Raw genomic sequence first — 13619 nt, 5'->3', positions numbered from 1 at the left:
TCACCGAGCCCACGATTCTGACCAGCCGCGCGGAGCCGACGGGAGAGAACGGCCGCTGACCGGCGACCAGCAGCACAGCTCAGGTCTCGATGGGGATCGAGACCTTCATGGGGGGACACATCATGGGGGAACGACGCCCTCACACGGGCACATCACCACACCGCGTATCGCGCCGCCGTCTCGGCAGGATCACCATGCTGGCCACGCTGGTGGTCCTGGCGGGCACCGCGTGCTCGCACACGAACCCCGGCACCACGCACCACGACGGCGAGGAGCCCGGCACGCCGATCGCGGCACCTGCACCGGTTCCGGCCGACGTGCAGCAGCAATGCACCCGGTTCGTCACCGCGGCGTTGTCGGTTGACGCCGCCACCGATTCCGGACCGGGCGAGGCCCGCCAACGGGCGGCCGACCAGTTCGGCATACCCGGCCTGGCACAGCAGATCGGGGGAGAAGGCCGCGACAACGGCTGGGAGCAGCTGGCGGCGCACCGCGCGCACGTCGAGGTCACCACCGAACCGGTGGGTGACGACCCGCCGCCGGTGCGCGGCGACGAAACCGGCGCCGGGGTCAAGGCCAGCAGGGTCGCGATCGCCGAGGGCTGGCGCCAAAGCCTCGACCCGCTGGTGGCCTACTGCTCGCTGCGCCGCGACGGCGGCGGCTGGAAGATCACCGGTCTCACCCTCTCCGACGCTCCCGACGCCGGAGCCGGCTGATGGGCCGTCACACGAAGATCGCCGCCGCAGCAGCGTGCGCACCGCTGATCGTGCTGATCCTGGTGATCGTCCTGCTCTTCGGCGGCGGAGGAGCACACGAGACCATCGACTCGGCCGAGAAAGGCGGCCGGGTCGCGCTCGATTTCAACGGCGACTCCGTGCCGTCGTGGGCGACAGGTCCGTTGCGGGAAGCGGCGACGACCTGCCCCGAGATCACCGCGCCCATCCTGGCCGCGCAGATCGAAACCGAAAGCAACTGGAATCCCAACGCGCACAACGCGTCCGGCGCGGACGGGCTGACCCAGTTCATGCCCTCGACCTGGGCGACATGGGGCCTCGACGGGGACGGCGACGGCCGCGCAGATCCGCGCAATCCCGCCGACGCGATCAAATCCCAGGCCGCCTACATGTGCCACCTGGTGGACTACGTCAAAGGGCAACAGGGACTCTCCGGCAGCGTCGTCGACCTGGCCCTGGCCTCGTACAACGCCGGACCCGGCAACGTAACGAAGTACCGGGGGATTCCACCGTTCACCGAGACGACCAACTACGTGGCCAAGATCAACAGATTGGCGGCTTCGAAATACGGCAAACCCCGCCCCGGCGGGGGCGACAGCAGCGGCGGAACCGGAGGTGTGAGCGGAGCGGCCGGGCCGGTCATCGAAGCCGCCCGCAAGCAGATCGGACTGCCCTACGCCTGGGGCGGGGGAGGGCTCAACGGTCCCAGCGGCGGCTCGGCACCAGACGTCGGGGTCGTCGGCTTCGACTGCTCCAGCTTGGTGCGCTTCGCCTACTACCAGGGCACCAACGGCAAGATCACGTTGCCACGCACCAGCCGTGAGCAGTACGCCGCCACCCAATCCCGCCGGATCCCGGCGGAGCAGCTCCAGCCCGGCGATCTGTTGTTCTGGGGCAAATCACCCGGGTCGATTCATCATGTCGCGCTCTACATCGGCAACGGAAAAATGATCGAGGCGCCGGAGTCAGGCAAAAAATTGCGCGAAACCCAAGCGCGGACCTCCGGCGGGGATTTCTTCGCCGCGACCAGGGTGCAAGACCCGGCAGCCAGCGCAGCTTAGCGCATATGAACAGAACCTTTTCAGTGTCTCAAGGAGAGTACCATGAGCCAACCAGATCAAACCGAACCCCGAGGCGCCGCACGCCCGAACCCTGGCCAACGCACCGAGAAACTCCTCATGCCGAACAACTGGATGCGAGAACTGCCGGGTGGCTGGTTGTACTGGATGGGAGCAGCCCCTCCTGGAGACGAATTTGACGTCATGTTTTTCGGGCGCGGGGATGATCCGAATAACCCGGCTTCTCCCGAATGGACCATGGTTTTGCAGCCCGCTCGGGATGGTGACCTGATTCTCCGTAACCCCGTGACGTTTGAGGGGCCTGACGATGAAAAGCATGAATTCTGGCCTGACTGCATCGAAGACCTGGAAGCCCTACTCCTGCAAGTCGGACGCTATGGCTACGCGCAACCGGCTCCGGGCGGTTGGAAAGTCGAAGCCACGGTCACCGCGGCCGCAGCTCGCGCAGCCGCCGCGGACGAAGACTTCCGCCACACGGTGAACCGCCCCGACGGGGTCGGATGGGTGTTCACTGAAACCGGAACGCCCGTCCCTATCGCCCCCGAACCTTCCTCACAGGCAACACCAGGTGACGCCCGAGGGGGCATCCGAACCAAGGTGAGCGAGCAGCACAATCGCGCCCCTCGCCGAGGGACGCAAGCTCCAGCGGGCGGGCACGCTCCACGGCGCCCTGGTACCGCGGGAGCGCGACACGAAGTACCGGGAGGTCGCTCCGGAGGTCGAGGGCGGAGCTAAGCGGCCAAGGCAAATGCTCAACTCCCCCGGAACAAGACCCCGCCCCCGGGATTCAACTACTCCGGAAACGGCGGCAAACGGGGGCCACCAGTGAGCATCTTCGGCAGGAAAGGACAAGCCAGCGCGTGATCACCAGCCGTGTTATGCGCGGCAAAGAAGCCATATCGAAAGGAGACTAACGTGCGAGCAGGGGGAGTCCTCGAATTCGCAGGCACCGGGGAATTACCGGTGCCAGGCAGGATTGACCGGCCTCCGGACACTGACCACCTACGTCGTTCCGCCCTCCCGGAAATCGGGCCCGGTGACCGGCCGCTGGTTCTCGTCAGCCCTCACGGTGATGATCTTCTGCCGCTGGTGACCGCCTCCGGCCGGGTTGCTCCCGGTGCTTTCCCGCCGGTGGCACTGGTGACCGGCGAGCCGAATAGCGATTGCTGGCCCGTCACCACGGTTGGCGGGTGGTCGCTGGAAGACCTCGGCGGCGTGCGGCGGCGCTGGAACGCCACCGACCTGGACGACCTCGTCCGCTTCGCCGCGGTGTCGGTGAACGCGGTCGCATCCCCCGACCGACCCGCGCTGATCGTTCCGTGGGCGCCGAGCCCGGCCTGGACGGTGTGGGCACGCACGCACCCGGAACAGGCCGACATCGCGGACTTTCACGACACCGCGGCAACCGTCCTCACGAACAAGATCGTGACCCGGGAATGGCTACGCCGCTCCGCACTGCCCGTGCCACGCAGTGTCGCCGCACTCGCCGACGCGGTCGATATCGACGACATCACCGGGGCGGTGGGGTTGCCGTGCGTGCTGCAGGAGCCCACCGGCTCGGTCGGCAGCGGCACCTACCTGGCCTTCGAGGACACCGACTTCCAGCGCATCGTCACCAAGAGTCCGCAGGTGCCCGCCTGGCTGATCTCGTCGTTCACCGGAGATGTGATCGTGAACTACCACGGCGTGGTCTTCGCCGATGCGGCGATCGTGACCGCCCCGTCGATCCAGCTGACCGGCATCGCCGAGGTGGGAGCCGAGTTCGGCACCCACTGCGGCAACATCTTCGGAGCCACCGACTACCTGGGCGAGGCGACCAGGTTCGCGGGGGAGCTGCTGACCTACCGGATCGGGGCCTGGCTGCACGAACTCGGGTACCGGGGCGCGTTCGGCGCCGACTTCGTCCTCACCCCGACCGGGCCGGTACTGCTGGAGATCAACGCCCGCCTGCAAACGTCCACCGGGCTGCTGGCCGAGTTGGAGGCCGAGCGCGGCCACACAACGGTCCTGGACCGCCACGTGCGCGCGGCTCTGGGCCAGCACCGCGGCGCGGACGTATCCGGGCCGGTGCGCCGGATGACGCAACTGGTCGTCCACTGGACCGGCAGCGACCAGATCGTCGAGCACTCTCCGCCGCTCGGGCTGTATCGCCTGGACGGCACCGATCTCCTCTCGCGGGCACCCGGCCTAACCGGATTACCCGACGCGGGGACAGGCGAAATCCGGCTCCAGGCCACACCGCGCCCCGGTACACGGCTGGCCCCCGGCGCGACGCTCGCCCGCCTGACCGCCAGCACCGACCTGACCGTGCCCGACGGCACGGAACTGACCCCGTTCGGCCGCCGGTGCATCGCGGCCGTGCGCCGCGCCGTCCGCTGAGCCGTCACACCGTGCTCGCGCTCTTCGCGGCCAACCAAACGCACGCCCCAAGTCGGGGCTCGCGGGAAGGGGACATCACCGTGGACGACCTGTACACGATTGAGTGGACCGGGCACCGCGACACCGGCGCCCGCCCACGCATCCGGGGCGAGGATCTCACCGCACTGGATGTGCTGTCGCTGATGGTGTTCGACCAGAACCCACCGGCGATGCTCGTGCGGGACGCGACCGGCACACAGGTCGCGGTGGCCACCATCGTGCGGGCCGCCCGGACACAGGCGAGCACGCCAGCCACTCGTCGGCAGTGGACTCGCTGCATGGGCAGGGCGCTGGTCGAGCAGCTCCTGCTGCACGCCGATACCGACGGCGCAATCACCGATCACGACTGGTGGCGCACCGGCCTGTGGTGGAGCGCCACGGTCGGCCCCGGAGACATCGATGCCGACGTGCTCGACGACTTCCGACGGCGCGGCGTACCCGACAATCCCAGGGACCGGCAACGCGGAATCCGCCTGCTGACCGCGGCGGCCATCGGCTTCCCGGTACCGCCGCCAGGAGCCCGCTGGCTGGCCACCACGGCAACCATCCCGGCGCGCCCCGCCCCGTAGCGAGCGTGCAGGGGAGCCCACGAGATACTGGCCGCATGGTCAAGGTGGCGACCGCCGCAGTGACAACATCAGCCAGCCACGGGGACGTTCGCGAGCAGACGTCTCTCTTCGCGAAGACGCTGCTCGTACTCGGTGGAATCCACCACCTTGAACCACAGCCACACTCGGCTGAGGATGGCAGCGTGCTCGTTGCGTACGTCGACTTTCCAGGCGCTGGATGGGCCTTCGGCTTCGAGGCAGGACGCGGTGATCGTGATCTCGGTGCCGATGACAGCGGGCCGGTGATGCTCGATGAACATCGTCTTGCCGAGACTCCAGTCGTCGGCGGTGATGAACTTGCGGATCTCTTCCATGCACGGGCCTTCGGCCAGCTTCAACAGGTGGGCCGAACCTAGGACGTTGGGCTTGCGAGCGTATTCGGGGCTTTCGTCGGCCATGGATTGCACCGAGTCTTCGGCGCGCACGCGGCGCTGCACACTGATCGAAACGCCCAACGGGGACAGCTGCTTCATCGAGAACTCCTTGACCTGCAAAGGAAGGCTGTGCACGGCAATGGATAAGTGGCGGTAGGACTGGGGAACTAGCGCAGGCGGCCCCGCGGCTGCTGCTCCGCCGGCGGGTGCGGCCGGGGCGTTGGCGCGTCGTCGAGCACGCGGGTGAGCGGGGTTTGCGCGGGGCGGCCGGTCAGCCGCTTCGCGTCGCGTTGCAGTTGGGATTCGGCCGAGCGAGCGGTGTCCACCACGTCGCGGATCGGGCGGCCGCGGTCGTTCGCCGCGGCGTGCATCGTCGTCGCCATCTCCTGCCCATGGCGATAGAGCGCGGCCTGCGCCACGGTGGAGAGCGTGGCGTCGTTGACCGGTGCGGGTTTGCGGCTCATCGCCAGAAGTTCCTCGGCGTCGAGCCCGGGATTGCCCGAGATCTTCTCGGTTTCGAACGCCACGAGAATCGGATCGATCGGTGCCGCGAGTTCGGTATTGCCCACCGCGAGGATCGCTCGCCAAGTGCTGGCATGCTCGGGGGTGGAGAAGTCGCGGGGTTCGAAGCGCTCGCGCAGATCCGGGCGCCCGTGCTCGAGGTCGGCCAACACGGCAGCGATGAGTCGCTTCTCCGCACGCTCGACCAGATTCGCCGGTGGCGAGGTTGCGGGAATCGGAATCAAGTCCGGCTGGTCGACGGCATTGACCGTGCCGAATCCGCTGGCGCGGCTGAGCCGGTTGCTCATCTGGACCAGGTCGTGGCGCAGTTGTGCCGGGTCGATCGCGGCCACCTCGCCAGAAGCGGCAGAAATGCTCAACAGTCTCATGTGGACGGCTCGTTGCTCGATCTGGCGCCGGAACGAGCCTTCGAGCACGATATGCGCGTAGCGGTGGTGCCGTGGCGCCGCGCTGGTCGGGGCCGCGGCGAGCACGTCGTGCATCAGCTGGCCGTAGCGGGCGCTTCCGGCGGGGCCGTCGGCCAAGGCGTCCTTCACCGTGAGGGCGTTGCCGATGATGGTGGAGCGCGTCTCGGCGGAGAACTCGGCCCTGACCAGCTCGTCCTCGGGCACCGAGTGCAGGCGGCCCTGGGCGTGCAGGGACTCGATGGCCGCGTAGGCCTGGCCCAGTTGCGGGTCGGCGAAATCCTCCGGACGGAGCCACTCTCGCACGTCGCGCAACCGATCCGGGCGACGTAGCAAGGCGCCGACCACCGCGCGCTCCGCGTGCCGGGTCGCTCCGGATGGCTGCGGAACCGCCGCCGCAACCGCTGCTGCGGCGGCGGGCGTACCCGCCGCACCGGCGGCCGCGGCACTGCGGCTCCCGGCCGCGCTGCTTGGCGCCCCTGTGGTGTTCGGGGCGGGCGCGGTCATCCGCCTGCGCGGACGTCAGCCTTAGCAACAGCCTCGTCGGCGAGGGACAGGCGCGCGTCCGCGTCGTCGAACAGTGCGGCCAACCTGGGCGACGCTGGGATGTAGTCCTCCCTGCCCAGTTCCCGCACGTACCAATCGTTGTTCATCTTGACCGCGTCTGGCACTGCTCCGCCCAGCGATCGCGTCCAGCGCTGGGCGCGGCCAGCCCGGACATGGGCGTCCATGTCCTCTGCCGTGATTTCGCGCTGCGGTTCTGTCATGGTGATCTCCTCGACGTTGTCCCGGTGATGTGCCTGATCGGCGAGTTCGCGTGTCCGAGCCCGGTCATCTCGTTGCCCCGCGGTTGCCGAGCATCTCGGTGGCCCGTTGGTGCTGCGTTCCGGCGGTGTCGGCCCGTTTGGTCAGCTTGCTGACCTCGTCCTTGGCGTAATTCAGCAGCGCTTGTGGATCGACACCGCGGTTGCGGGCCGCCGCCTGTACGGCATCGCGGGAGTTCCCGGAGAACTTCCTGAGGCCGGCCGTGACCACGGTGCGCAGCGAACGGCCGATCCTGGCTTCGTCGTTCTTGGGTTCGACGGTGCCCATGTCGAGGATCGTCTTGTCCGACAGCACCGGCCGTGGATGGTTTTCCCGGGCCAAGTCCGCGGGTTTGACTGCCAGGAACACCGATGTGGCATTGACCGTCTCGCCGGCGGCTTGGACCCGTTGGATCGCGGCCCAGGTGTTGGCGTGACGCCGGTTGGAGAAGTCGTCTGGGGTCAGGTCGATATCCAGCCCGGTGCCCGAGTACAGGGCAAGGTGGATCAGGTGCCGCTCGGCACGGTACACCTGCGCTTTGGTCAGCCATCCACGCCACGGCTTGTATGGCTTCGCCTCGTTCTGAGCGACCCGGGCAGGGTCGATGTCGGACTGGTGCGCGGCCGGACCGGTGCGTTCCACCGCGAGAGCCAGACGCTGCGCGAGCTTATCGAGCGAGGCGTCGACCAGCGCGAGGTTGGACCGCATCTCTTCAACCGTGCCGCGCCCCTGGACGAGCGGCGGCCGGGTCAATGCCGCTGGCCGCACCATCTGCACGCCGAGTCCTTCGACGTGACGACGGATGGAGTCCTCTAACACCATTCTGCCCAGGCGCATCTGCGCGCCCTCGTCGTAAACGCCACGGTAGGGCAGTGTTTCCGCTGGTGCGGCGCGATACATCTGTGCGAGCAGTCTGGATGCGTTCGGAACCGTGTCCTGCGTGAATCGCTGGTCGGCCAGCGCACGGACCACTGCGAGGCGGTTCTTGTCCGCGGCTTCCTTGCGGGGGCCGTCCCCTTGCACGGAGAGAACATCGATTAGTTCACGGGACACCGCGAGACCACGCACGGTGGTGTAGATCGCCCGCACTGACTGCGAAGAAAAGTCGCGCGGTCCCAGGAACTTTTCCAGGTCGTTGATCGCGTTCGGAGCGTGGATCAGGCTGCCGATCAACGCATGCTCGGGCAGCAGATTTCGTTGGTATGTATAGAGGGTCGGTTCGTCCTCCTCTTGTCCGGGGGCGGTGTCGCCGTCCTCGGGTGTGGCGCCGGAGTCGTCGGGAGGCGGAGTCTGGGCGGCAGTCGCCTGCTGAGGTTTCGCCCGTGTCGCCTGTGCGCTGTCGGCTGCTTCCGTCGGCGCGATCGCCGCACGGAGGTCGGTATCCGGTACCTGAAAACCATCGTTGGCCGGGACGGCAGCATTCAGGCGGGTGACCAGTTCCGCAGGGTCGGCGACCGCTGCGGGGATGAATCGCTGATCCCGCAGGGCCTCGAATACAGCCGTGTAGTTGCCGAACGCCGCTTGCTTGCGCTTGTCGTCACCTACGATCTCCCGCACATCGCGTAGTGCTCCCGCTTCCGCAAGGCCTTTCACGGTGCTGTAGATCGCGCGCAGTTCCGGTGTGATGAGGTGGTGCTCTTCGAGCGGACGCTGGCTCTTCTTGATCACATCGAACAGATTGTGCGCGTTGAGCAGACCGCCCAGGGTTTGGTACTGGCGCTGTTCTTTCCGCTCGTTATCTGCGGCCGTTGGGGATTCTGCCCCGGAGCTTTCCGGCTGCGCCTCGTCTTCCCTGGCCGCCTGGTCGTCCCTTGTGGACGTTGGACTGGTGGGCTCGTTCGGTGCGCTGGTCCGGACTTCTTCGGCCGGGCGTCCGTCTACGACGGTTGGAGTGGGTTCGGTCATGGTGTTCCCCCCTGGAACTGCTGGCTGCGGGATGACCGCGTGCAGCGCGGCCCCCACGGCGCTGCACGCGGCCGGTCAGCGGCGAGTACGCGGGCGTGCTGGCGGTGTGGCGCCGGGATGGCGCACTGTGGCGGTCCGGGCGCTGGCCGCGCCTGCGGCGGCTTTCTCGGCGTTGGCGGCGTGCTGCTCCCCGGTGGCGGCTGCTTGCCCCTGCGCCTGTTCGTCGACCGCCGGTGTCTGTGGAGAGTCCGGTGTGGACATGTTGGCGGCGGCGTGTGCGTCGTCCGCGTCTGCCCGGTTGCGCCAGGAGGCGGCCTCGGGCAGCCCGTCCGGGTACAGCTCGGTGACGCGCTCGGTGATCCGCTCGTCATCGGCGAACTTGTCCGCGATCATCCGGTCGATCTCGGGCGGCACGTGGCCGAGCATCGTGAGCGCTGCCCGCCGGTCGATGGACTTCGCAGGGTCGAGCCGTTCCACGTCCTTGGCATGTGCGGCCAGGGTCTCGGCGTCGATCTCGCGCGCCGCCGGGGTCTCCGCCGCCGACGTGCCGGTCGTGGCGGCCGCAACCGGTGCTTCGCCGCGGCGGCGCGCTTCCTTACGGGCGGTGTCTTTGGCTTTGGGAACCACCGACGGGAACTTCTCCTGCAGAACCTCGTCCACGGCTGATCCCCACCGGGTGTATTCGGCCTTCGCCATCACTCGGTGCTCCAGGTTGCGCGGATCCAGGCTTTGCGCCCATTTCAGCGCCTCAGCTGGTGAGCTGCCCGCGCGCGGCCGCGGCGGCGTCGTGTCCACGACCTCGCTGTCGACGACCATGCCGTTGCCCCCTCCCGGGCCGCGCCCGCGTTCGTCGCGAGCGCCGGTTCCCGGGGCCGGACCGGCCTGCTGGCCCGGGAAAGTCGAGCGGACCATGTCCTCGTAGCGCGGTAGCTCACGAGCCTGGTTGAGCACGGAATGCGCCGCCCTCGACGGCCATTTGACCTCGCGCCACCCACTGAGCATCCGGCCGATCACGCCGGCCAGCTTGTCGGGGTCGGCACCGACCCGGCCGACCTCCTCGTTGGCGAGCCGATGCAGTTCCTGCCAGGCGGGGAAATCCGGATGGTTCAGGTCGCTCTCGGCGAGCAGCCGGGTGGCCAGCGGCTCGGGCACGTTGCGGCCCAGCGCCGCTGCCCACGCGTCTTCGCCGAGCACGAGCGGGCGGGCCGCGCGGTCACCGCCGCGCCGGGGACCGGTGTTCTGTTCGGCGCCGTCAGCGTCTGCGGTGAACTCGTACTCGCCGGGGGAGTGTCCGGCGACTTCGTGGATGCGCGCGAGGTCGCGCGGGGTCGGATGGTCCCGCAGCCACCGGGAAAGCTCAATGGCGTCCTCGTGGTCGCGGCAGACGACGAACAACGACGAACTCGGCGCCCCCGAGGGGGTGTAAGTGTGGGCCTCGACTCCCCAGCCGCTGCCCTCGTCGTCCATTTTCGCCCACCACACGGCGAACGGTTCGCCGTCGGTCTGCGTGGCCAGATCGGCGGGGACGCGCCGCTGCCAGGCTTCCTGTTCCTCGGTGCTCATCAGCCGCATCGGCGGCACCTGGCGTTGCAGGTGCGCCAGGGCGGCCTGCTCGGCATCGTCGTAGGCCATCCGGCCTTTGCGCTCGCGGTTGGCGGCCAACCGCTGGAACAACGAAATAAACCCCTGTGCGGCAATCGTCCATTGGTAGGCCGTCTGCCCCGACGGCACTACCGCCGGCGGCTCGCCGTCGTTCTCGCTCATCTGGTGTTCCCCCAAGGTTCGCCGGTGCCGGATGAGCCTCGTGTCCCCACACGAGTTGCGCTCTTCCCGCTACCGCAGTCATCTCCTATCCCTGGCGCACGCGCCAGCACCCCAGATGTGCAGTACCGCCGACGATCGGCCGAGGAGAGGTGAGAACGACGCACCGGCCCGCTGGCGCGGCTGCGGCACGAGCCGTGTACGCGCCACGTCGAGTCGACACCGTTCCTCCCCCGGGGAACGTCAACTAGGACACAGAGTAACCACAAATCGTGTCTTGATGTAACCCTACTCGGAAATCCGCAGCTAAACGCTGGTCAGTGATCCACTGAAGGCTCACAATCTGTTACAGACGGTGGGAAGCTGGTGTGGTGAGCGTTCGCGCCGGTGAGCAGAAGCGAGGGCGCGCCAGGACTTGGGGGAGCGGATGCTGGACGACACCTTTTGGCAGCAGTGGTCTCCGGAAGCGCATGCGTGGTACGCGCGCATCATGGACGCCCTCGAACTTGTGCCGGGCTTTCGGAACCGGTACCGGTTCACCGCGGCCGCGCCCGTGCCGCGCTGGCTGGCGAGAGCAACCGACGGGCTGTTGCTGGCGCCGGAAGCGCCAGCGCTGCAGATCGCCCGGATCTGGGATCGGGTGGAGTGGCCGAGGCTGCTGGCCGAGCACAGCGAGGACCTGGTGGTGGCCGGGCCGGTGGGAGCGGGCGGGCCGCGGTGGGAAGCCCTGCTGCACGCGTGGCAGATCCTCGATGACGCTGATCACCGTCCTGCGCTCGATGTCGATCTCGACGTCGACGTCGACGGGCGCGTGCTGGAACTCCGGCACGGCGGAATCTCCACCGGATCCGGCCGCCCAGTCACCGACGCCCTCGCGGAACAGCTCGCCGAGGTCCTCGCCGTGCCCTGCGAGGTCATCTGGCCAGCGAGCTCGCTGGCCAGCGAACTCGGCCCGCCCGGGACGCCTCCGGAGCCCCGGGCGCCGGTGCGCCCGCACCAAAGCATCTGCGATACCTGGTGGTCGTGGCTGAGCCTTGGCCCGGAAGACATAGCGCCTTCGGCGAGCAGGTAGGCGACGATCCCGGACCCGTCCCGCCAGGTGTGAGACACCGTCGGCGCTGGCGCGACGCCCGATCGAGCAGCGGCTCGCCGAGATGCTGACGCCAGGAGACTGGCGTCGGAAGCGACACGGTGCCAAAGGCGACGGAAGGGCGTGGACCGGGAGCGCTGGGGCGCGCGCCACCAGGCGGCGGGATGTTCGCGTGGCGGGTTCGGGCGTTCCCGGTGGCGGGATCGCGGCTATCTACCAGCAGGCACGTTGATGTGGCCCCCTACGTTCCGGCTTGATCCACACGCTTGTCAGCACGCCGGTGCCGGATTAGCGCGGAGGTCGCGAGGCAGCTGGGCGGCGCTGGTCGGTCACGGGCGTTGGTCTGGCGGGCTGCTGCTGGTAGTCCGGGCTGGCGGTCGCGCGCTTGGCCGCTGCGGCCGCGACGCGAGCGGCGCCACGAGCGGCAGCCTCCCGGTCGATGGGCAGGGCGCTGATCGCGCGCTCCGCGGCGGCCGCCTGGTGCGGCCGTGCCTTGGCCAGCTGCCAGTCCCGGATCGCGGCGATCAGCCCGGCGAGCGCGAGCACGAGCGCCGCCAGCGCGAACTTCTCATGCCCCCGGCCGGACAGACTGCCCACCAGCGCGATCCTGCGTGAGGCTCGCCGAAGTTCGCGAGCAAGGGCACCGGGATTGCGGGGCTGAGCCCGGACGGGGCTACGCATGGCCCGGTCGTAGCGGTCCATGGCGGCGGTGAGCGGGCCATGCGTGCGGTACTCCTTGCCGAGCGCGAGCGTGCCGAGCAGCTCGCCAGCGGCGTGCGCGATCCCGTCCGGATCCTCTTTCCCGGTACGGACCCGCTCGGCGGCTTCGTCGACCACAACGGCAGCTTCCTCGAGCACCTCCAGCCGGGCTGCCGCGGTGGAGCGGCGGCCGTCGTCGGTGCGCTCGACCGGTTGGGCTGACGGGGTGCTGGCCCAGCGTTCCTGGAGTTTCGGCCAGGTGAGGTCGGCAGCCAGGCGCCCGCCGCCGAACCACACCGGCTCGCCTGCTGCGGTGGTGTCGTCGGCCATCGCGCAGCGCCAGCCCCGGATCTCGCCGCTGGCGCCGCGCGTCAGCTGGTACTGGACCTGGAGCTCGTCCAGCCGGGCGAGGAACTCGTCCGGCCCGGCCGCGGTGGCGGCGGCTTGCGCGACGAGCCGGTGCAGCTGGGCGCGTGCGGGTTCGGCGCGGCCGAGGCGGCTGGCCTTGCCGACCTCGTTGCGGGTGGGCTGGCGGCTGGCCGTCCAGTCGACGTCCGGCGTCGGGGTCAGGCCGAGTTCGCGTTCAAGGGCGCGGCAAGCCTCGCGCAGCCGCATTCTGTAAAAGGATGGATGGAACCGATGCAGTTGCCCTCCTTGGTCGGTGACGAGCGTGGCCATCAGGTGAATGTGGTCATCGCCGTGCCGCACGGCGACCCACCGGCAGCCGGACTGGTGGATACCGGTGGCCTCCATCAGCCGCTGCGCGATGCGCTCCCACTGCTCATCTGACAGCACCGGGTCGTCCGGATGCAGCCGCACCGGGCAGTGCCACACGTAACCGGGCCGGAGCACTACCTGGTCGAGCTTGGGGTCGTACCGGTAGAGCTTCACCCAGTCCGGGGCGTGCGCCGGTGGGCGCCGCTTGCCCGCGATTCGCAGCCAGTCCATCCACTCCGCGGCGTCGGTGAGCCCGTCCGGCGTCGGGGCGGGGTTGTCCAGCGGCAGGCCGAACTCCTTCGGCAGCTCCGACATCACCCCGATTAGGGCGCGCAGGTCGAAGTCGAACTCGCCCGGCCCGCACTTCGGCGGCTGGTGCAGGCCGGGTGCTCCGTCGAAGGACGCGACGATGCGCGGGTTGCGGTGTTCCTCGTGCGTGCCCGGGCCCATGAGGTAGGCGAGCAGCCCGCCCGGCCGCCACCCGTCGATGGCTTTGGCGATCAT

General features: G+C 68.9%; 11 protein-coding genes. 5 read left to right on the top strand and 6 right to left on the bottom strand.

The window, feature by feature from the left end; translation table 11 throughout:
• Nucleotides 1-194: 194 nt before the first annotated feature.
• The 4 genes from FXO23_RS17750 to FXO23_RS17735 all read left to right on the top strand — a co-directional run bounded on the left by FXO23_RS17750 (nt 195) and on the right by FXO23_RS17735 (nt 4800).
• Nucleotides 195-716: a hypothetical protein gene (locus FXO23_RS17750; RefSeq protein ID WP_158886242.1), complete on the top strand. Its 522-nt coding sequence runs from the start codon at nt 195-197 to the stop codon at nt 714-716.
• Nucleotides 716-1795, top strand: a complete 1080-nt coding sequence (locus FXO23_RS17745; protein WP_158886240.1) for a C40 family peptidase — start codon at nt 716-718, stop codon at nt 1793-1795. The genes FXO23_RS17750 and FXO23_RS17745 overlap by 1 nt, the downstream gene beginning before the upstream one ends.
• Before the next feature lie 1149 nt (nt 1796-2944).
• Nucleotides 2945-4192, top strand: a complete 1248-nt coding sequence (locus FXO23_RS17740; protein ID WP_218952083.1) for an ATP-grasp domain-containing protein — start codon at nt 2945-2947, stop codon at nt 4190-4192.
• A gap of 80 nt (nt 4193-4272) precedes the next feature.
• Nucleotides 4273-4800: a hypothetical protein gene (locus tag FXO23_RS17735; protein WP_158886236.1), complete on the top strand. Its 528-nt coding sequence runs from the start codon at nt 4273-4275 to the stop codon at nt 4798-4800.
• 68 nt (nt 4801-4868) lie between these two features.
• On the opposite strand, the gene FXO23_RS17730 is transcribed toward FXO23_RS17735, so the two are convergent.
• From FXO23_RS17730 to FXO23_RS17710, 5 genes are all read right to left on the bottom strand, one after another.
• Nucleotides 4869-5312, bottom strand: coding sequence for a thioesterase, FlK family (locus FXO23_RS17730; protein ID WP_158886234.1), 444 nt, complete (start codon nt 5310-5312; stop codon nt 4869-4871).
• A gap of 68 nt (nt 5313-5380) precedes the next feature.
• Entirely contained in the window at nt 5381-6646 is a 1266-nt protein-coding gene (locus tag FXO23_RS17725) for a DnaB-like helicase N-terminal domain-containing protein (protein ID WP_281356548.1), read from the bottom strand.
• Entirely contained in the window at nt 6643-6906 is a 264-nt protein-coding gene (locus FXO23_RS17720; protein WP_158886230.1) for a hypothetical protein, read from the bottom strand. The genes FXO23_RS17725 and FXO23_RS17720 overlap by 4 nt, the downstream gene beginning before the upstream one ends.
• A 64-nt stretch (nt 6907-6970) precedes the next feature.
• Nucleotides 6971-8848 carry a DnaB-like helicase N-terminal domain-containing protein gene (locus tag FXO23_RS17715; RefSeq protein WP_158886228.1) on the bottom strand — a complete coding sequence of 626 codons (1878 nt, stop codon included), beginning with the start codon at nt 8846-8848 and terminating at the stop codon, nt 6971-6973.
• Between the two features lie 75 nt (nt 8849-8923).
• Nucleotides 8924-10612, bottom strand: coding sequence for a hypothetical protein (locus FXO23_RS17710; RefSeq protein WP_158886226.1), 1689 nt, complete (start codon nt 10610-10612; stop codon nt 8924-8926).
• 487 nt (nt 10613-11099) lie between these two features.
• Here FXO23_RS17710 and FXO23_RS17705 point away from each other — a divergent pair, with 487 nt between their 5' ends.
• Complete coding sequence (locus FXO23_RS17705) at nt 11100-11681, top strand: hypothetical protein (protein ID WP_158886224.1); 582 nt, start codon at nt 11100-11102, stop codon at nt 11679-11681.
• A gap of 306 nt (nt 11682-11987) precedes the next feature.
• On the opposite strand, the gene FXO23_RS17700 is transcribed toward FXO23_RS17705, so the two are convergent.
• A complete protein-coding gene (locus tag FXO23_RS17700; protein ID WP_158886222.1) occupies nt 11988-13619 on the bottom strand; it encodes a relaxase/mobilization nuclease domain-containing protein in 1632 nt (543 codons plus the stop codon).

The sequence above is a fragment of the Amycolatopsis anabasis genome (genome assembly GCF_009765355.1).
Taxonomy (GTDB): Bacteria; Actinomycetota; Actinomycetes; order Mycobacteriales; family Pseudonocardiaceae; genus Amycolatopsis; species Amycolatopsis anabasis.
This window is presented reverse-complemented; position numbering and strand designations above follow the sequence as displayed.

What these genes read in the sequence shown, in the direction of transcription:
- FXO23_RS17750 (WP_158886242.1), top strand. Translation starts at nt 195, where the DNA reads ATGCTGGCCACGCTGGTGGTCCTGGCGGGCACCGCGTGCTCGCACACG.
- FXO23_RS17745 (WP_158886240.1), top strand. Translation starts at nt 716, where the DNA reads ATGGGCCGTCACACGAAGATCGCCGCCGCAGCAGCGTGCGCACCGCTG.
- FXO23_RS17730 (WP_158886234.1), bottom strand. Translation starts at nt 5,312, where the DNA reads ATGAAGCAGCTGTCCCCGTTGGGCGTTTCGATCAGTGTGCAGCGCCGC.
- FXO23_RS17725 (WP_281356548.1), bottom strand. Translation starts at nt 6,646, where the DNA reads ATGACCGCGCCCGCCCCGAACACCACAGGGGCGCCAAGCAGCGCGGCC.
- FXO23_RS17720 (WP_158886230.1), bottom strand. Translation starts at nt 6,906, where the DNA reads ATGACAGAACCGCAGCGCGAAATCACGGCAGAGGACATGGACGCCCAT.
- FXO23_RS17715 (WP_158886228.1), bottom strand. Translation starts at nt 8,848, where the DNA reads ATGACCGAACCCACTCCAACCGTCGTAGACGGACGCCCGGCCGAAGAA.
- FXO23_RS17710 (WP_158886226.1), bottom strand. Translation starts at nt 10,612, where the DNA reads ATGAGCGAGAACGACGGCGAGCCGCCGGCGGTAGTGCCGTCGGGGCAG.
- FXO23_RS17705 (WP_158886224.1), top strand. Translation starts at nt 11,100, where the DNA reads ATGGACGCCCTCGAACTTGTGCCGGGCTTTCGGAACCGGTACCGGTTC.
- FXO23_RS17700 (WP_158886222.1), bottom strand. Translation starts at nt 13,619, where the DNA reads ATGATCGCCAAAGCCATCGACGGGTGGCGGCCGGGCGGGCTGCTCGCC.